Annotated in this window: 14 protein-coding genes and 1 pseudogene; 7 read left to right on the forward strand and 8 right to left on the reverse strand. The window is 73.4% G+C overall.

All coding sequences use genetic code 11. The features are described 5' to 3' along the window. Positions 1-33 precede the first annotated feature (33 nt). The gene (locus ACIRQF_RS35970; RefSeq protein ID WP_404098923.1) at positions 34-1,896 is read left to right on the forward strand and encodes an AMP-dependent synthetase/ligase; all 1,863 of its coding nucleotides are present in this window, start codon (positions 34-36) and stop codon (positions 1,894-1,896) included. 88 nt (positions 1,897-1,984) lie between these two features. On the opposite strand, the gene ACIRQF_RS35975 is transcribed toward ACIRQF_RS35970, so the two are convergent. The 4 genes from ACIRQF_RS35975 to ACIRQF_RS35990 all read right to left on the reverse strand — a co-directional run bounded on the left by ACIRQF_RS35975 (position 1,985) and on the right by ACIRQF_RS35990 (position 8,897). Beyond that, positions 1,985-2,650: a pyridoxal 5'-phosphate synthase gene (locus ACIRQF_RS35975; protein WP_382482154.1), complete on the reverse strand. Its 666-nt coding sequence runs from the start codon at positions 2,648-2,650 to the stop codon at positions 1,985-1,987. 62 nt (positions 2,651-2,712) lie between these two features. Next, positions 2,713-6,078: a FlgD immunoglobulin-like domain containing protein gene (locus ACIRQF_RS35980; protein WP_404098926.1), complete on the reverse strand. Its 3,366-nt coding sequence runs from the start codon at positions 6,076-6,078 to the stop codon at positions 2,713-2,715. A 146-nt stretch (positions 6,079-6,224) separates the two neighbouring features. After that, positions 6,225-7,478, reverse strand: coding sequence for an FAD-dependent monooxygenase (locus tag ACIRQF_RS35985; protein WP_404098931.1), 1,254 nt, complete (start codon positions 7,476-7,478; stop codon positions 6,225-6,227). 255 nt (positions 7,479-7,733) lie between these two features. After that, positions 7,734-8,897, reverse strand: a complete 1,164-nt coding sequence (locus ACIRQF_RS35990; protein WP_404098934.1) for a thiolase C-terminal domain-containing protein — start codon at positions 8,895-8,897, stop codon at positions 7,734-7,736. Between the two features lie 106 nt (positions 8,898-9,003). On the opposite strand from ACIRQF_RS35990, the gene ACIRQF_RS35995 reads away from it, so the two are divergent. Next, positions 9,004-10,239, forward strand: a complete 1,236-nt coding sequence (locus tag ACIRQF_RS35995; protein WP_404098936.1) for an acyl-CoA dehydrogenase family protein — start codon at positions 9,004-9,006, stop codon at positions 10,237-10,239. Beyond that, positions 10,240-10,704 (forward strand): annotated as a pseudogene (locus tag ACIRQF_RS36000) (nitroreductase family deazaflavin-dependent oxidoreductase); the annotation flags it as partial. 287 nt (positions 10,705-10,991) lie between these two features. On the opposite strand, the gene ACIRQF_RS36005 reads toward ACIRQF_RS36000, so the two are convergent. Continuing rightward, positions 10,992-11,639, reverse strand: a complete 648-nt coding sequence (locus ACIRQF_RS36005; RefSeq protein ID WP_376636920.1) for a TetR family transcriptional regulator — start codon at positions 11,637-11,639, stop codon at positions 10,992-10,994. A 242-nt stretch (positions 11,640-11,881) separates the two neighbouring features. Here ACIRQF_RS36005 and ACIRQF_RS36010 point away from each other — a divergent pair, with 242 nt between their 5' ends. Both ACIRQF_RS36010 and ACIRQF_RS36015 read left to right on the forward strand, forming a co-directional pair. Then, on the forward strand, positions 11,882-12,709 hold the full coding sequence (locus ACIRQF_RS36010) for a VOC family protein (protein ID WP_404098938.1): 828 nt from the start codon (positions 11,882-11,884) through the stop codon (positions 12,707-12,709). A gap of 110 nt (positions 12,710-12,819) precedes the next feature. Next, positions 12,820-15,246: a PQQ-binding-like beta-propeller repeat protein gene (locus ACIRQF_RS36015; protein WP_382482170.1), complete on the forward strand. Its 2,427-nt coding sequence runs from the start codon at positions 12,820-12,822 to the stop codon at positions 15,244-15,246. A gap of 52 nt (positions 15,247-15,298) precedes the next feature. Here ACIRQF_RS36015 and ACIRQF_RS36020 read toward each other — a convergent pair whose 3' ends face one another. After that, on the reverse strand, positions 15,299-15,859 hold the full coding sequence (locus ACIRQF_RS36020) for a hypothetical protein (RefSeq protein ID WP_376636917.1): 561 nt from the start codon (positions 15,857-15,859) through the stop codon (positions 15,299-15,301). 149 nt (positions 15,860-16,008) lie between these two features. Here ACIRQF_RS36020 and ACIRQF_RS36025 point away from each other — a divergent pair, with 149 nt between their 5' ends. Then, positions 16,009-16,581, forward strand: coding sequence for a hypothetical protein (locus tag ACIRQF_RS36025; protein ID WP_404098941.1), 573 nt, complete (start codon positions 16,009-16,011; stop codon positions 16,579-16,581). Between the two features lie 76 nt (positions 16,582-16,657). Further along, positions 16,658-17,164: a hypothetical protein gene (locus ACIRQF_RS36030; protein ID WP_376636915.1), complete on the forward strand. Its 507-nt coding sequence runs from the start codon at positions 16,658-16,660 to the stop codon at positions 17,162-17,164. Positions 17,165-17,185: 21 nt separating this feature from the next. On the opposite strand, the gene ACIRQF_RS36035 is transcribed toward ACIRQF_RS36030, so the two are convergent. Together ACIRQF_RS36035 and ACIRQF_RS36040 are read right to left on the reverse strand one after the other, a co-directional pair. After that, positions 17,186-17,968, reverse strand: coding sequence for an enoyl-CoA hydratase/isomerase family protein (locus tag ACIRQF_RS36035; RefSeq protein WP_404098944.1), 783 nt, complete (start codon positions 17,966-17,968; stop codon positions 17,186-17,188). Further along, positions 17,965-18,402, reverse strand: a complete 438-nt coding sequence (locus ACIRQF_RS36040; RefSeq protein ID WP_389756133.1) for a Zn-ribbon domain-containing OB-fold protein — start codon at positions 18,400-18,402, stop codon at positions 17,965-17,967. The genes ACIRQF_RS36035 and ACIRQF_RS36040 overlap by 4 nt, the downstream gene beginning before the upstream one ends. Positions 18,403-18,412 lie beyond the last annotated feature (10 nt).

Genomic DNA, 18,412 nt, shown 5'->3' on the forward strand with positions numbered 1-18,412 from the left:
ACTGTCCGGTTCTCGACGCCCGAGGAGCCGCACGTGCCCGTCTCCGAGTCCTCGCCCGAGCTGGTCCGTGTCGACGGGACCGTCCGCGAGGCGTCCGTGCCCGCGCTCGTGGCGCCCGTACGGCGCGGTTCGCTCGCCGACCTGCCGTACGACACCGCCCGCGAGGAGCCGGCGGCGCTGCTGTTCTCCCGCAAGCAGCCGGACGGCGGCTGGGCCGACGTGACCGCCTCGGCCTTCGCCGCGGAGGTGCACTCCGTCGCCAAGGGGCTCATCGCCCAGGGGCTGCGGCCCGGCGACCGGCTCGCACTGATGGCCCGCACCCGCTACGAGTGGACGCTGCTGGACTTCGCGGCCTGGGCCGCCGGGCTGATCACCGTCCCGCTCTACCCCACCTCCTCGGCCTACCAGACCCGCTGGATCCTCCAGGACTCCGGCGCCGCCGCCTGCGTCGTCGAGGACGCCGCCCAGGCCCGGCTGGTCTCCACCGAGCGGCGCCAGCTGCCCTCGCTCGGGCAGCTGTGGGTGCTCGACACCGGGGCCGTCGAGCACCTGCGGAAGGCCGGTGCGCGGGTGGCCGACGAGGCCGTCACCGCGCGGCGCGGGCTGCTCACCCCGGAGACCCTCGCCACCCTCATCTACACCTCGGGCACCACCGGCCGCCCCAAGGGCTGCGCCCTCACCCACGCCAACTTCTTCGCCGAGGTCGACAACGCCGTCGAGCTCCTGCACCCCGTCTTCCGGTCGCTGAGCAGGGAACCCGCGTCGACCCTCCTCTTCCTGCCGCTCTCCCACGTCTTCGGGCGCATGGTCGCCATCGGCTGCGTCCGCGCCCGGGTGCGGGTCGGGCACGCGCCCTCCGTGGAGAGCGACGAACTCCTCAGCGACCTCGCGAGCTTCCGGCCCACCTTCCTGCTCGCCATCCCGTACGTCCTGGAGAAGGTCTTCAACACCGCCCGGGCCACCGCCGAACGCGCCGGCCGTGCCGCCTCGTTCGACCGGGCCGCCCGGGTCGCCGAGCGCTACGGCCACGCGCAGGCGGGGGACTCCGGCGGCCCGTCCCTCGGCCTGCGCGCCGCCCGCGCCCTCTACGACCCGCTCGTCTACAAGCGCATCCGGGCGGCGCTCGGCGGCCGGGTCCGGCACGTCATCTGCGGCGGCTCACCCCTCGGGGCCCGGCTCGCCGAGTTCTTCACGGGCGCCGGTATCGAGGTGTACGAGGGCTACGGGCTGACGGAGACCACCGCCGCCGCCACGGTCACCCCGCTCACCGGCCCGCGTCCGGGCACCGTCGGGCGGCCGCTGCCCGGCACCGCCGTACGCATCGCCAGGGACGGGGAGGTCTGGCTCAAGGGCGGTCATGTCTTCGCCGGCTACTGGGACGCCCAGCGCGGGCTCGCGCTGCCGTACACCGACGAGGGCTGGTTCCCCACCGGTGACCTCGGTGCCCTCGACGACGAGGGGCACCTGCGGATCACCGGCCGCAAGAAGGACATGATCGTCACCTCCGCCGGGAAGAACGTCGCCCCGGCGCCCCTGGAGGACTGGCTGCGCGCCCACCCCCTGGTCGCCCAGTGCATGGTCCTCGGCGACAACCGCCCCTACGTCACCGCCCTGGTCACCCTCGACCACGAGGGCCTGCTCCACTGGCGCCGGATGAGGAACAAGGACCATCTCGCGGTGTGGGAGCTCATCCGTGACGAGGAGCTCCTCGCGGTGGTCCAGCGGGCCGTCGACGACGCCAACCGGCTCGTCTCCCGCGCCGAGTCGATCCGCGGCTTCCGCGTCCTGACCACGGAGTGGAGCGAGTCGAGCGGCCACCTCACCCCTTCCCTGAAGCTCAAGAGGCGGGCGGTGCTACGGGACTTCGCGCGGGAGATCGACGAGATGTACGGGTGATCGGACGGTCCTGAAACGGACGCGGACCGTCAGGCCGCCCTCCGCAGGCGGCGGGGCCGCTCCCTCCGCCGCCGCTCCCCGCGTGGGCCTACGGCCAGAGGAGTTCCCGGGCCCAGGAGCCGTCGGCGGTCCTGCGGTAGCGCAGCCGTACGTGCCGGCGCTGCTCGTCGCCCTGGAAGAACTCGACCTCGGCCGGCTCGACGACGTACACCGTCCAGCTGTCGGCGTGCGCCTCGGGCTCGCGCCGGGCCCGGTCCCAGGCGGCGGCGCCGGCCCGCGCGAGCGTGTCGAGGTCGTCCAGGGGCTCGCTCTGACGGCCCACGAGCGCGGAGGCGAGGGCGCCGGTGCTGCGGGCGTGGAGGTCGGCGTACGCCTCCTCCCGGGTCCCGGTGAGGACCGGCCCCCGCACCCGTACCTGCCGTCCCCGCACCGGCCAGTAGAAGCCGAGCGCCGCCTCGGGGCGGGCGGCCAGCTGGCGGCCCTTGGCGCTGCCCGCGTGCGAGGCGAAGTGCCAGCCGCGCGCGTCCGCGCCGTGCAGCATCACCGTCCGCACGTCGGGCCGCCCGTCCGCGTCCACCGTGGCGAGCGACATGGTGTGGGGCTCCACCGCCCCGGCCGCCACCGCGTCGGTGAACCAGGCGTGGAAGAGCGCCACCGGCTCCTCCGGCGCGTCGGCCGGTGCGAACCCGGGGAGTTCGGTGTCCCAGACCCGCAAGGACCGCAGGGCCTCCTGAAAACGCCGTTCGTCATCCATGGCGTCCATCATGAGGCCCTGCGGGGGAGGTGCGGCATCCGCACCGGGCGGCTACCGCTGGATCAGCCGGTGTAGTAACCGGCGACGTCGACGATGAGGTCGACGGTGCCGGAGTGGTTGTAGAGGGTGATCCGGCCGTCCTTGACCGGGACGACCACCAGGTTGGGAACGGTCTGGCCCGCGGTGAAGTTGAGACTGGACACCGCCGGGCGCCGGTCCCCGGACGGGTACACCGAGACGTAGCCGGCGGCCGTCGGGTTGGTGACGGTGACGTTCACGGCCACGGCGGTGACGTCGCCCGGGATCACTCCCTGGCCGCCGACCCACACCTCCCGGGTCTGGCCCGCGCCGACCTTGGCGGGCGGCACCGGCTCGTAGAAGCGCGTGTCGAGGGCCCGGTAGGGCTGCATGGCGGTGAAGGTGCCGCCGGGGCCGTCGGTGAAGTACCCGGCGACGTCCGCGAGCAGGTCCACCGTCCCCGCGTGGTTGTAGAACGTGACCTTGCCCTCCACCACCGGGACGACCACGTGGTTCGCGACGGTGCGGCCGGCGGTGAAGTTCAGGTTCGAGACCGAGGCGCGCGGGGCGCCGTACGGCTGGACCGAGACGTAGCCGCCCTTGGTCGCGTTGGTCGCGGTCACGTTGAGGACCACGGCCTTCGCGGAGGCGTCCGGCACGGCCAGCGTGACGGTGCCGTGCTCGCCGACCTTCGCCTTCGGCACGCCGAGGCCGCTGCGGGTGTCCATCAGCCGGCTGGGGGTGACGGGCCGGTAGACGGCCCCGCCCTTGCCCTCCTCGTAGTAGCCGGCGACGTCGGCGAGGAGGTCGGTCGAGCCGCTCTGGTTGTAGAAGTTCACCTTGCCGTCGACCACCGGGACGACGGCCGAGTTGGAGACGGTCCGGCCGGTGGTGAAGTTGAGGTGCGAACCGGCGGTCCGGTTCGTGCCGGAGGCGTAGGCGGTGACGAAGCCCGGCGCGGTCGGCGCGACCGCGGTGACGTTGAGGACGACCGCGGTGACGCCGGTCGCCGGAACGCCGCCGGCGCCCGTGACCTTGAGCGTGACCGTCTTGCCCGGGCCCACCTTGGCCTTCGGCACACCGAGACCGGTACGGGTGTCCATCAGGCGGGTGGGGGTCAGGGGGCGGAAGGTGCCCGGCAGGCTGGTGACGCGGTTGTCCCACACGTCGAGCGTGTCGGTGGTCCGCACGGCCGGGCCGACACCGTCGGCGGGTTGCGCGGTCAGGACGAAGGTGTAGCGGCCGCCCTCGACGCCGCGGCCCGTGTCGTCCCTGCCGTCCCAGGTGAAACGCACGCCCGCGGCCGTGCCGTGGGCGCCCCGGAAGGTGCGCACGGTGCGACCGGCCGCGTTCTTGATCTCCGCGGTCCAGGCGCCCACGGCGCGCGACGTGCGCACGCTGACCTCTCGCTGACCGTTGTAGAGCGGGTCGCCCTCGACCAGTGCGAGCGGCTGGGGGGTGATCGGGACGCGCTTGACGTGGACGTTCTCGGCGCTGTCGAAGTAGGCGACGTTCTGACCGAACTTGTCCACGGTCCAGCGCGTGCCGCGGTCCGAGGCGGACGAGGCGGGGAGGTCCGCGAGGTCGGAGGTCTGCCCGGTGGCGGCGTTCGTGAGCTTCAGCTTGTCGCCCTCGTGCCGGACGACGAAGCCGTCGCCGAGCAGCGCCTCGCCGGCCGGGACCGGCACGCTCTTCTTCAGCGTGTGGTCGTAGACGCCCGCCTTCGCCGTCCCGCAGGCCCAGTACAGCCAACGCCCCACGGCCCGCAGATCGGTGGGCCGGCAGTCCGACCTGAGGTCGATGGCCGGAGAGGTCGCCTTCGTCTTCAGGTCGTAGGAGTTGACCAGGTCGGACGCCGGGGCGGTGCCGGCCGGCTTCCACGCCTTGCTGCCCCACACGGCGACGGGGGTGTTCGGGAGGGTGAGCAGGACGGACGGCTGGTCTGCGGTGTAGTTCTCGAGGTCGCCGACGTAGGTGGTGTCGCCGCCCTTGGCCACGACGTAGCGGCCCGCCGCGTCCACGAGGGTGTCGGCGGAGGGAAGGCCGAAGCCCTTGTACGAGTTGGTTTCGAGGGGGGCGGCGAGCCTCGGGCCCCACAGGACCGCCGAGTCGCCGTCGCCGAGCGAGGCGAGACCGTTGACCGGGTCGACGACGAAGGAGAAGCGCCGCTTCGGCGCGCCCGCCTGGGGGGTGCCGGTCAGATCGGTGTCGACGTCGGTGAGGTCCGTCCAGTCGTCGCGCCGGCTGATGTGGCTCAGCCGGCCGGCGCCGAGGGCGATGCGGGAGATCGTCCGGGGGACGGGGGGGATCGCGCGCAGACGCGTCAGCCGGGGTGTGCCGTCGTCCCCCACGGTGATCCGGTGAAGGGCCCAGTCGAGGGCGTCCGTGCCCCCGGCGACGAGGACGCTGCCGTCGGGCGCGACGGCGTAGGCGCCCTGTTGGGCGGACTTCAGGAGTTCGGTGGCCGTCCCGCCGCCGACCGGGATCGCGCGCAGGGCGTGGCCGGCGAGGTAGCCGTTCTCGGGATAGAGCAGGTTCCGCTGGTAGACGACGGTGTCACCGGTGACGGTGAAGGACAGGCCCGGTCCCTCCTTGCCGACGGGGGCCGGGAGGACGGTCTCCACGGGCGTGGCCGTCGGGTTGTCGCGGGGGACCGAGAGCAGCGGCTTGCCGTTGCCGGGGTAGTGCACGATGTGCCGCTCGCCGAGGGCGAACCAGCCGGTGGGCGCGATGGCGGCCGGGAGCGGCTGCACCGTGGCGGTCGCGTAGTCGAGCAGGTAGGTGGCTACCGGGCCGTCGGCGAGGGGCCGCATCCTGAGGAGCGCGCCCTTCAGGTCCTGCTTGATGGCGGTGATCGGGCCCATGGCCCTCGGGATCTCGGCGACGGTCCGGGCCGTGGTCGTGCCGTCCTCGGCCGCCCGGTACAGGGTGAGCGAGGTCAGCCCGGTCGTGTCCTGGGTGTAGGCGAGGGTGGTGTCGGCGTTGTAGGTCTTGGACCACACCTGGCTGCCGGGGATCGTGATGCTCTTCCTGGCGTCCGAGCCCACTTCGGCGATGGTGACCGTGCGCGGCTGGTCGAAGGGTTCGGTGCTGATGGTCGCGTGGAGACCGGAGTGGCCCGCGGCCTGGGCATCGCTGATCGGGGTGTCGGTGCCCGTCGCGTAGTCCGTCCAGACCGCTCCGGTCGTGCCTTCGACCACGTGAGCGTAGCCGGTCGTGCCGGCCTGCCTGGGGGAGTCGACGCGCGGCATCTCGCGCCCCGGGTTCGGGATCACCACCTCGTCGGCGGCGGCCGTCCCGGCGGTGGGGGTGGTGGCGGTCGCGGGTGCCGCGATCGTGGCGGTCAGTCCGGCCGTGATGCCGAGTGCGGTGGCCGCGGCCAGCGACGCTCTGCGGGCGTGGTTGTTCAAGGAAGTCCCCTCCGAGGGCCTGTGATGCAGGCAGAGGACGGGTGGCCTTCGTTCGCGCGTCCCGCGCGGCCCCCTCCGGCGCTTCCCGTCCCTCGGCGTGATCGTAACAGGGCTCCGCACGCACCGGCAGAAGGTTTCGAACATGTTCAGGCGGGGGTTCCGAGCGTCTCGTACGCGCCGTACTCCTTGACCGGGACCGCGTTCGCCGCGCGCTGGATCTCCTCGCGGATCTTCTTCGCGATCAGGTTCTTGAAGGGGGTCCGGGGCAGAACGCGCACCATGAACATACGCATGGCGATCTTGCGCCGCGAGGAGACGGTCATCTCCTTGGCGAACTTCTCCGCGAAGCCCCGGTTCAGTTCGACGCCCGGCCGCATGACCTCCTCGTAGGCGGCGAAGCCCGCGACGTGGTCGCCGCCCGCCGCGGCGAGTTCGCCGGCCAGGACGTAGGCGCCGGTGAGGGCGAGACCGGTGCCCTGGCCCGAGGCGGGGGAGGTGCAGTGCGCGGCGTCGCCGAGGAGGACGACCCGGCCCTTGGACCAGCGGTCCATGTGGATCGTGGCGATCGAGTCGAAGAAGAAGTCGTCCGCGTCCGCCGCGTCGGCGATCATCCGCGGGATCTCCCAGTCGTCGCCCGCGAACGCGTCCGCCAGCAGACGCTTCTGGGCCGCGATGTCCCGGTGGTCGTAGGCGAGTTCGGCGGGGGAGGCGAAGACGAAGCAGTTCTTGGCGGTGGCCGCGCTCTCACCGGCCGTGCTGTAGACGGAGATCAGCTTGTGCGGACGGGCGTGGTAGGTCTCCCAGCGGGTCAGGCCCAGGCGGTCGGGGCCGGTGAAGATGGAGATGTACGCGCCGAGGTGGCGCTTGTACCGCCGCTCGTCGCCGAAGACCAGGCGCCGCGTGTGCGAGTGCATGCCGTCCGCGCCGACCACGAGGTCGAAGCGGCGCCGGGTGCCGCTCTCGAAGACCACGTCCACGCCCTCGCCGTCGTCGTGCAGGGAGGCGATGGAGTCGCCGAAGAGGTACTCGACGTTCTCGCGGGTGCGCTCGTACAGGATGCGGGCGAGGTCGCCGCGCATGACCTCGTCGTCCTGCTCGTCTCGGCCACCGAAGATCTCGGCCGGCAGCTCGCCGACGGTGCGCCCCTCGGAGTCGACGTAGGAGCCGCCGTCCATGTCGGTGGAGTGGGCGCGGACCTCGTCGAGGATGCCCGTCCTCGCGCAGATCTCGATGGCGCCGCCGCGCAGATCGACCTTGTAACCGCCGGTGCGCACGGCCGGGGCCTTCTCGACGACGGTGGGGGCGAAGCCGTAGCGGTGCAGCCACAGGGCGAGCGCGGGACCGGCGATGGAGGCGCCGGAGATCAGGACGGTCCTGGCGGGGCGGGCGGTGGTGTTCACGGCGGGACTCCTCGGTCGGTTCGGTGCGAGGCCGGTCCGGCCCCGCACCGATGACTATACGGATGTCCTACACGCTTGTCTATGACGACTGTATAGATTCTCGGCGCCCGCCCGGGCCCACCCCTCCTCGACGCCCGGCCCTCCTCTCTGCCGGCCTCTCCTCGACCTCCTCGACGCCGGACCCTTCCCCGGAGCCGGCCCGGCACCGCCCGAACGGCCCGGATCAGGCCTCGCCCGTCCCGTCCTGGGCGCCCGTCAGTCCCTGCCCAGCACCACCGTCCCCGAGGAGCAGAACCAGCCGCCCGTCCCTGACGCCACCGCCAGCTCCGGCAGCGAGCCGTCCGGGCGGCGGACCTGGAGGCCCGAGGCCTCGCCGCGCAGCTGGCGGACCGCCTCGACCAGGAGGAACAGGCCCCGCATGCCCGGATGGCAGGCCGAGAGGCCGCCGCCGTCCGTGTTCACCGGCAGGCGGTCCTTCTCCGCGAAGAACGCCCCGCCCTCGCCCTTGGCGCAGAAGCCCAGGTCCTCCAGCGTCACGAGGGTCATGTAGGTGAACGCGTCGTAGATCTCCGCCACTTCGACGTCGGCGGGGCGCACCCCCGCCCGCTCGAAGGCGAGCCGGCCGCTCACCGCCGCCGGGGAGACGGTGAAGTCCTCCCACTCCGACATCGTGGTGTGCGAGACGTGCTCGCCCGCGCCGAGGATCCAGACCGGCGCCTTCGCCGTGTCCGGTACGTACTCCTCGGCCGCGATCAGCACCGCGCAGCCGCCGTCGCTGCGGATGCAGCAGTGCAGCTTGGTGAAGGGATCGGCGATCATCGGGCCGCCGAGCACGTCGTCGACCGTGATCGGGTCCCGGAACATCGCCTCCGGGTTGAGCGCCGCGTGGGCCCGCGCCTGGACGGCGACCTCGGCGAGCTGCTCCAGCGTCGTGCCGTACTCGTGCATGTGGCGGCGGGCGGCCATCGCGTACTTGGCGATCAGGCTGTGGCCGTACGGCACCTCGAACTGCAGCGGACCGCGCGAGCCGAAGGAGAGGTTGCCGGTGCGCCGCCGGGCCTTGATGTCGGCGCGGGCGGTGGAGCCGTAGACGAGCAGGACGGCGTTGGCGTGACCGGCGGCGACGGCGTCGGCGGCGTGCGCCGCCATGACCTCCCAGGTCGCGCCGCCGACGGTGGTGGAGTCGATCCAGCGGGGGCGGAGTCCCAGGTACTCGGCGACCTCGACCGGCGCGAGGGTGCCGAGGCCCGCCGAGGCCAGGCCGTCGATCACCGAGCGGTCGAGGCCGCTGTCCGCGAGGGCGCGGCGGGCGGCCTGGGCGTGCAGGGCGTAGGGGGTGGCCTCGTCGACGCGGCCGCAGTCGGAGTGGGATATGCCGACGACGGCGACGCGACGGCGGTCCCGTGGAGTGGTGGGCATGAATCTGACGGTACATCAGATTTCTTGTGCCGGAGGGGTCATCGGGCTGTGCATCTGCTCCGGGCGGTCCTAGCATGACGCACCGTCAGATACGGAGGGGAGACCCATGCGTACCGCCGCCGTCACCGAAGAACAGCAGGAGATCCGCCGCACCCTGCGCGAACTCCTCGCCAAGCGCGCCGGACCGGCCGAGACCCGCTCGGCAGTCACCACCCCCGAGGGGTACGACACCGCGCTCTGGGCCGCTCTCGCCGGCGCCCTCGGCCTGCCGGGGCTCGCGCTGCCCGAGCGGTACGGAGGGGTCGGCTGCGGCCCCGCCGAACTCGCCCTCGCCTGCGAGGAGACCGGCCGCGTCCTCGCCCCCTCCCCGCTGCTCGCCACCAGCGTCCTCGCCGCCCCGCTGATCGCGGCCCTCGGCACCGGGCGGCAGCGCGCCGAGCTGCTGCCCCGGATCGCCGACGGCACCCTGACCTGCGCCCTCGCCCTCCCCGGCGGATCGCTCCCGCTCGCCCTCGGGCTCACCGGCGACAACGCCGCCGAACCCTGGGCCGGCGACGGACGCTCCGGCGGCGTCCAGGCCGTGCGGCCCGACGGCGCCGCCTGGGTGCTGTACGGCGAGGCCGGACACGTCCTCGACGGGCACAGCGCCGGGCTGCTCGTGGTCGCCGCGCACACCGGCGGCTTCCCGCGCAGCCGCACCCTGCTCTTCCTCGTACGCGCCGACGCGACCGGTCTCGTACGCCGCCGCCTGCCCACCCTGGACGTCACCCGCTCCCAGGCCCTCGTCGAGCTGCGCGACGTCGAGGCCGAGCTGCTGGGCGAGGAACCGGCCGACACGCTCGGCGCGCTCGCCGCGACCGGGCGCACCGCGGCCGTCATGCTCGCCGCCGAGGCGGTCGGCGCGGCGCGTGGCGCCCTCGACCGGACCGTCGAACACGCCACCACCCGGCAGCAGTTCGGGCGTCCCATCGGCTCCTTCCAGGCGATCAGGCACCGCCTGGCCGACCTCCTCGTCCAGATCGAGTCGGCCCGCTCCCTCACGGTCTGCGCGGCCCAGGAGGAGCAGGGGGCCTCGGGGGCGCTCGCCCTCGCCCAGGCACTGGAGGCGCAGCGCGCCGCGGCCGCCGAGACCGTCCAGCTGCACGGCGGGCTCGGCATCACCTGGGAGCACGACGCCCAGCTCTACTTCAAGCGCTCCGCCGCCGACGAGCTCCTCTTCGGCCCGGCCCACCGGCTGCGCGCCCGCGCCGCCGAGTGCGAGGGCCTGTTCGGCGACGGCGCCGGAGCGGGCAGGGGATCCGCGGCCGGGGTCGCCCCCGGCGCTTCCGGGGAGGTGGCCTAGATGCCGGTCGGACTGCGCCTGATGCAGAAGGTCTCGTCGACCCGTGCGTTCGCGAGGGTCGCCCCGCACTTCATCCCCGCCATGGACCGGGCCGTGCACCGGCTCACCCGCGGGAAGGTGATGCTCAGCGCGCAGATGCTGCCGGGCGTCATCCTCACGGCCACGGGCGCCAGGTCCGGTCAGCCGCGAGTCACCCCGCTCGCCTGCATGCCGGAGCCGGAGGGCACCTGGCTGCTGGTCGGCTCCAACTTCGGGCGCCCGGGCCACCCGGCCTGGACCGCCAACCTCCTCGCCCACCCGGACGCCCGGGTCAGCTGGCGCGGCGAGAGCTTCCCCGTACGGGCGCGGCTGCTGGCGGGGGAGGAGCGCGCCGCGGCCTGGCGTGCCGTGCTCGCCTTCTGGCCGCCGTACGCGACGTACCAGGCACGCATCGACCGCGAGATCCGGCTCTTCCGGCTCACGCGCGGGGCGGGTGGTGCCGGTGGCGAGGGCGGTCCGGGTGCTCCCGGCGGCACTGGTGCTCTCGATGGCCCGGGGGGTCCCGGCGGCACGGGGGGTCTCGAGGGCCCGGGGGAACCCGGCGGCGCGGGGGGTCCCGGCAAGAAGTGATGGACAGCGAAGGCGCGCGAGGGGGAGGAACGAAACCGGCGGCGGTCACGCGTCCGTGCCACGGGTACTCGGTACCCCGGTACGGACGGGACCGCCGCCGGCGCGACAGGACGGATGAAGGTGAGCCGGATGCTCTCGGGGGACTACTTCGTCGGCTTCTTGCCCGTGATCCCCAGGTGCACCAACAGGGCGAGGTTCGGCTTGAGTTCGGCCTGCTTCACGCCCCAGGTCTGGAAGCCCTTCTGGTGGCCGGCGACCGCCGCCAGCATCGCCACCAGCGAGCCCGCCATCGCCGCGGGGCTGACGTCCTTGTCGACCTTGCCCTTCGACTGGAGCTCCTTCACCGCGTCCGTCAGGGAGTTGGTGACCGAGTTCAGGATCTTCATGCGGATCTTGTAGAACCGCTTGTCGCCCTCCGCGGCCCCGAGGTCCACCACCCGCAGGATCGCGTCGTGCTTGCGCCAGAAGTCCAGGAATCCCTCGACCAGGTCCTCGGAGGACTGCCAGCCGGCCTTTCCGACCCAGGAGCGGCCGGAGACGAGCTCCGTCAACCCCGCGCCCTCCTTGGCCATTTCCTCCGCGATCTCGAGGACGGCGCCCTCGACGTCAGGGAAGTACTGGTAGAACGTCGCGGGTGAAGTACCCGCCTTCCGGGCCACGTCGATGACCTTGACGTCCCGGTAGGGCGAGGAGCTGAGCATCTCGCCGAGGCAGTCCAGCAGCTTCTGCCGCGTCGCCTGGCCGCGTCGTCCGGCCACGCGGCCGTCGACGGTGCGTACTTGTCCTGTCATGCCGTCAGCTTACCGAGGGGTGATCGGCGCGCGATTCGGCCGACTGCAAATGGGGTGCACCCCCCTCACCGGCGCTTCTCCGACCCCCGCGCGCCCCCCGTTGAGCTTATTAACAGCCTGTGGACAACTTCGGTGGACAACCCGGGCGTGGCAAGGGTTCCGCCGGGCAGATAGGGACAAATGTTCGTTTTCGTGTGCCGCATGTGGGTGCGGGACCCGGGACTCACGCTCATCCTGGTGCCATGGGCGTATTCGCACAGGGCACCCCGTGCTGGGTGGACGCGCAGCTTCCCGACCTGGAGGCGGGCAAGCGCTTCTACGGTGAGCTCTTCGGCTGGAGCTTCGATCCCGACCGCGACGAAGCGCTGCTCCGGGGTCGCCGGGTCGCCGGCCTGCTGCCCAAGCGGGACGGGCGCATGCCCACCACCTGGACCGTGTACCTCGCCGCCGGCGACGCCGGGACCGTCGCCGAGCGCGTCAAGGCGGCGGGCGGGCAGATGGTCATGGAGCCGTACCCCGTCGGCCCCTTCGGCGTCGTCGCCCTCGCGGCCGACCCCGGCGGCGCCGTCTTCGGACTGCGCCAGCCCGGTGACGACGACGGCTTCGAGGTCACCAACCGGCCCGGGACCTTCTGCTGGATGGAGGTCTACACCCGGCGTCCCGAAGCGGTCGACACCTTCTACGCCACCGTCTTCGGCTGGCTCGGCCGCCAGGTCGACCCGGCCGAGGAGGGCCGCGAGGGCGGCTTCGACTACCGGATCTGGTCCCCGCCGGGCTCCCGGCCGGGTGACGACACCGCCTTCGGCGGCCGCGCCGTGATCACCGACGCCTTCCCCGCCGAGATGCCCGGTCACGTCCTCGTCTACTTCGCCGTCCGCGACTGCGACGAGACCTGCGCCACCGCCGTCCGCCTCGGCGGCCGTGTCACCACCGGCCCCTTCGACACCCCCCACGGCCGCATCGCCGTCCTCCACGACAACCAGGGCGCCCGTTTCGCCGTCCTCCACGACAACCAGGGCGCCCGTTTCGCCGTCCTCGCGGAGCCCCCGGAAGCCGCCGGCGAGGGCTGAAGCGCCCCGATCCGAGCTGGTCGATATGACCTGTGACACCCCGATCCGCCCCCGGGTTCGCAACCACCGCCCCGGACAGGAAGAATCAGGGTCCACGGGGCCGTAATCTCATGGCCCTACGGGGAGGTGGCAGGCAAGTGGAGCAGCTGACGCAGCACGACCCGAGAAGGATCGGGCCCTTCGAGGTGCTGGGCCGGCTCGGTGCGGGCGGCATGGGCCTCGTCTATCTCGCGCGCTCGGCGTCCGGGCGGCGCGTGGCGATCAAGACCGTGCGGACGGAGCTCGCCGAGGACCAGCTGTTCCGCGTCCGCTTCACCCGTGAGGTGGAGGCCGCACGGGCGGTCTCCGGCTTCTACACCGCGGCCGTCGTCGACGCCGATCCGCGGGCCGCGGTGCCGTGGCTCGCGACCGCGTACGTGCCCGCGCCCTCCCTCGAAGAGATAGTGAACGAGTGCGGGCCGCTCCCGGCCCAGGCGGTGCGCTGGCTCGCGGCCGGCGTCGCCGAGGCCCTGCAGTCCATCCACGGCGCCGGCCTCGTCCACCGCGACCTCAAGCCCTCCAACGTCCTCGTCGTCGAGGACGGCCCCCGGGTGATCGACTTCGGCATCGCGTCCGGCGTGTCCAACACGCGCCTGACCATGACCAACGTCGCCGTCGGCACCCCGGCCTACATGTCGCCCGAGCAGGCCCGCGACTCGCGCAGCGTCACCGGCGCCAGCGACGTCTTCTCGCTGGGGTCGATGCTGGTGTTCGCCGCGACCGGGCACGCGCCCTACCACGGGGCCAACCCGGTGGAGACGGTCTTCATGCTGCTGCGGGAGGGGCCGGACCTGGAGGGGCTGCCGGACGAGCTGCGGCCGCTGATCGACGCCTGTATGCAGATGGACGTCACGCAGCGCCCCACCCCGGCGGACCTGCAGGCCATGCTCGCCCCGCACCTCTTCGGCTCCGGCGAGGACGACAGCGGGACGGCCGCGGCCTGGCTGCCGCAGAGCGCCGTCGCCATGATCGAGACCCGGCGCGGCGGCCGGCCCAGCCCGCCGCCCCCGGCCGCCCCGCCGATGCCGCCGCGCCCGCCGCGCGAGCCCGCGGAACGGGGCGCCGACCCGCGGGGCGGCGGACGCCACGCCGGCCCCTCGGAGGCGGACTCCGCCGGCCCCGTACGCCTGGCCGGCGCCACGGTGCCCATCGGTCCGGGCCCCCGGGTCGCCGACACCCGTGCGGCCATCGGGGTCGGCGCGGGCGCCGCGGCCGGCGGCGCGACCGGTTGGGTGCGCCCGCCCGGCGGCGCCACGTTCGGCACCGAGCCCGGCCCGCCGCCCGGCTCCCGCCCGCTGCCCGGGCCCGCCCGGGCCCCCGAGGCGCAGCACGCCTCGCAGGCCCAGGACCGGGCCCCCGAGGTGCCGGGGCACTGGCGCCCCTGGCGGTTCCGCATGTCCAACGACGTGTGGGGCACCCCGGTCGTCGACGGCGACCTGCTCTACGTGACCTCCTTCGAGGTGCACGCCCTGGACACGGCGAGCGGCCGGCGCCAGTTCAAGACGCGGGACGTGGCCTGGTCGATGGCGGTGGCCGCCGGCCGTATCCACGCCTCGGACGGGCCCACCCTCTACGCGCTCGACGCCCACGACGGCGGCGAGCGCTGGCGCCTGCACACGGACGCCTGGGTGTACTCCCTCCAGGTGGACCGGGGCACCGTCGTCACCGGCACCCGCGGCGGCGGCGTGCAGGCCTGGGAGGCCTCCAACGGCGCCAAGCTGTGGGAGATCACCGGCGCGCAGACCGACTTCGAGACGCCCGAGGGCGGGCCGTCCGTGCACGGGGACACCGTGTACGTGTGGCGCGACGCCCGGCTGCAGGCGCTGGACGCGCGGACGGGCGTGGAGCGCTGGTCGTACCCGATCGGCGACGCCGCCTCCTGCGCCCATGTGCCGGTGCGGGTCGCGCCCGCCGAGGACGGCTGTGCGTACGTGGCGGCCGGTACCCGGGTGCTGTCCGTGGACGTGGCGAGCGGGCACGTGCGCTGGCACTTCGAGGCGCCGGCGGTGTTCGTCTCGCCCCCCGCGTACGCGCCGGGCCCCGCCGTCACGGGCGGCGGGATCTATCTCGCCGACCACCTGGGCACCGTGTACGCGCTGGACGCGACCACCGGCAAGGACCGCTGGCGGATCGCGACCGAGCCGCGCCAGTCCACCGAGCCGGTGCTGGTCACGGCGGGCAACGTGCACGTCGGCAGCGGCAGCGCGCTCTACACCCTGGACGCGGTCACCGGCACGCCGAAGTGGCGGTTCGCGGCGGGCGGGGAGCTGATCGGATCCCCGGTGGTGGCCGACGGGCGGGTGCACTTCGGTTCGGCCGACCACGTCCTCTACACCCTGGACGCGAGCGGCGGGCAGCTCCGCTGGAAGCTCGCGACCGGCGGCGAGATCACCGGCTCGCCGGTGGTCAGGAACGGGGTCGTGTACGCGTGCAGCAAGGACCGCTGCGTGTACGCGCTCGACGCGGTGAAGGGCACGGCGACCAACCGGGGCGCGTAGCGTCCGGGCCGGACGCGCCGCTGGCGCTCACCAACGTCCCCGGACAGCACACCTAGGCCCGGTGCTCCGGGGGCGGTGGCGTCTCGTCGCGCCCGGGGTCCCAGGGCACGTCCGAGGTCGGGGGCGGCGCGGTCTCGGGTGGCGGAGCCTGCTCGGGGGGAGGGCCGTGCACGGGGCCGCGGTCCACCCGGATGGTGTGGTGACCCCGGCCGGACATGACGACCGCGCCGACGATCAGCAGCAGACCGCCGCCGAGGGCCAGGGCGACGCCGTCGTCGAGGCCGCCACCGGAGGAGTCGATGCTCAGGCCGTCCTCGACCTGCCCGACCCGCACCATCCACAGGATGGTGAAGCCGAGCACGACGACCCCGGCCAGGGCGACGAGCAGGCGGGAGCGCAGCACGACCCCGACGAGGGTGAGGACGGCGGCGAAGGCGAAGGGCAGCAGGATCGAGGCGATCACCTCGGCCCTGGCGTCGGTGATGCCGGTGAAGAGGTCCTCGATGCCGTAGGAACTCCCGTGACGGCCGTCGTACCAGGCACGGAAGGGGCTCCATACGGCGGCCGTCGCTCCGGCGAGCGCCAGGACCGAGCCGACGATGTTGCGGATCACCGTGCGGCCTCCTTACGGTCCGGCTCCCGGTCACGACGCTACGCCGGGTGCGGGGGCCCCGCCATGCGACGACAGGGCCTAGGGTGACGTGCGCACGGCACGCAGGCGTTCGCGATCGGGACGCATGACGGATGGACGGGGGAACGGCGATGGTCCGCACCAGGCTGAAGCTCGCGGCGACACTCACGGTGGTGGTGCTGGCGCTGACCGGTTTCCAGACGAGCAGCGGTGGCGGTCACGGAAGCGGCAAGAGCAGCAGCCGGTCGGGCAAGAGCAAGAGCGGCAGCGGCGGTGGCGGCTGCTCCAGCTCGAAGAAGAAGAACGACGACTACGACGACTACGACGACTCCTCCGGTTCGGGCGGTTCGGGCTCGGAGGACTCCGCGTACACGCCGGTTCCGACCGTCTCCCCGTCCCCGGCCCCGGACGTCGAGGCCTTCGTCGTGGACTGTGTCCGGGCGGCGCAGAAGAAGCGCAAGGGCAAGCCGGCCCGGAAGGCCGACACCACCACCACGGTGAGGGTCGTCTCGCGGACCTCGTACGCGCGCACGTTCAAGGTGGTCGTGGAGTTCGAAGCGGCGGGCGGCAGGGAGGTGGACCGGGCCGAGGCCGTGGTGTCCGTCGACGGCGACGCGTCCAAGGTCGTCGAGATCCCCATGCGGGCGCCGGGCAGGGTCGGTCAGGTCGAGCGGTGTGAGATCGAGGCGGTCAGCGTCCAGTAGGGTGTCGTGCGCCTGTCAATCCGTTCGATGGACGGGCTTCTCTATGCACTCGCACACACTCAACGGGGGTTGAAGCGTGAAGCTTCGTCATGTCCGTGCCATCGCCGTCTTCGGTCTCGCCGTCGTCGCCCTCACCGGCGCCCGCGGCTCCCACGGCGCGAGCTGCGGCGGCAGCAGCCACGGATCCGGTTCCAGCAACAACTCCAGCCACTCCAGCAGCGGCTCCGACGGCAGCTCCAGCAGCTCCTCGGGCAGCGTCAGCGGCGTCGGCGGCTCGTCGAAGGACCGCGCCTCGCGCGACGTCAAGATCGACGAGTGCGCGCTCAGCGCGGACGGCAAGAAGCTGGTCGCCAAGGTGACCGTCTCCAACAGCGACTCCTCGGCGTACCTCTACGACGTCACCATGCAGTTCAAGGGCGATGCCGGCAAGACCGTCGACCTCGCGCTGGCGCAGGTCGAGGACCTGCGGGTGGAGGGCGGCGCCTCGAAGTCCGCCGAGGCGAGCACCCCGTACACCGGCTCCGGCAACGGCTCCGAGTACACCCGCTGCGAGGTCACCTTCGCCTCCCGCACCAGCGCCTGACGCGGGCCGGCCGGCCTCGTCTCAGCGCAGCCGGAAGGCGCCGGCCCCGCGCCGCCCGGTGAACAGCTCGGCCTGCCGCTCGGGCGGCAGGTTGCCGAGCGTCACCAGGTGCGGCGCGTGGGCGAGGGCCTGGGCGCGGGCGGCCTCCCTGGCCGACCACAGGGCCCGTACGGTCCCCTGGACGGCCTCCGTCGGATAGCCGGCGATCACCGCGGCGGCATGGCGTGCGGCCGCCAGCGCCTCACCCGTGGGAGTGAGTTCGCTGACGAGCCCGGTCTCGTACGCCCGCCGCGCGGAGATCCGCTCGGCGGTGCCCATGAGCGCCATCCGGGCGACCTCGCCGAAGGGCATCCGCTGCGCCATGTGGATGGTCTCGAAGGCGCTGACCATGCCGTAGGCGGTGTGCGGGTCGAAGAACGCGGCGCCCTCGCCGGCGACGAGGAATTCGGCCTCGCCGAGCAGGTAGAAGGCGCCGCCGCAGGCCATGCCCTCGACGGCCGCGACCACCGGCTTCCACAGGTCGTTGGCCTTGGGCCCGATGGCGACGAGCGGGTCGTCGATCGTGTACGGGGAGGAGGGCTGCGGCACGTGGGCGGCGGCGTCGCGGTCGATGCCGGTGCAGAACGCCCGCCCGCCCGCGCCGGTGACGACGATCGCCCGCACCTCGTCCTCGTAGCGGAAGCCCCGCCAGACCTCGCCGAGCCGGCGGGCCATGTCCAGGGTGATCGCGTTGTGCCTGTCGGCCCGGTCGAGGGTGACGACGGCGATCCCGTGCTCCTTGTCCCGTTCGACGCGGATGCTCACGCGCGCTCCAGGAGCCAGCGGGGCACAGTGACGCCGTCGATCTCGGTGAAGGCGACCCTCACGGCCGCGCCGATGCGCAGCCGGGCCGGGTCGACGGAGTTGAGGGGGGCGTCGGGGGTGGCGACGACGTTGCCGGCGAGGCGGATGCGGGGGGCGTCGGCGAGTTCGACGAGGACCGCGTTGTACGGGGCCTGGGCGGCGTAGTCGGGCAGCAGCGGCGGGTGCGGGAGCACGAAGGACCAGATCCGGCCGCGCCCGGACATCAGGCGCCAGGTGCTGTCGAAGGACCGGCAGTGCGGGCAGCAGGGGCGGGGCGGGAAGCGGAGCTCGCCGCACTCGGGGGCCGCGCAGGCCTGGACGCGCAGTTCGCCCTGGGCGGCGTACTCCCAGAAGGGGGCGCCGTCCTCGTCGATGACGGGTGTGAGCAGGCCCATGGGGCCCTCC

Source organism: Streptomyces sp. NPDC101191, from assembly GCF_044767915.1.
In the GTDB taxonomy this organism is placed as follows: domain Bacteria; phylum Actinomycetota; class Actinomycetes; order Streptomycetales; family Streptomycetaceae; genus Streptomyces.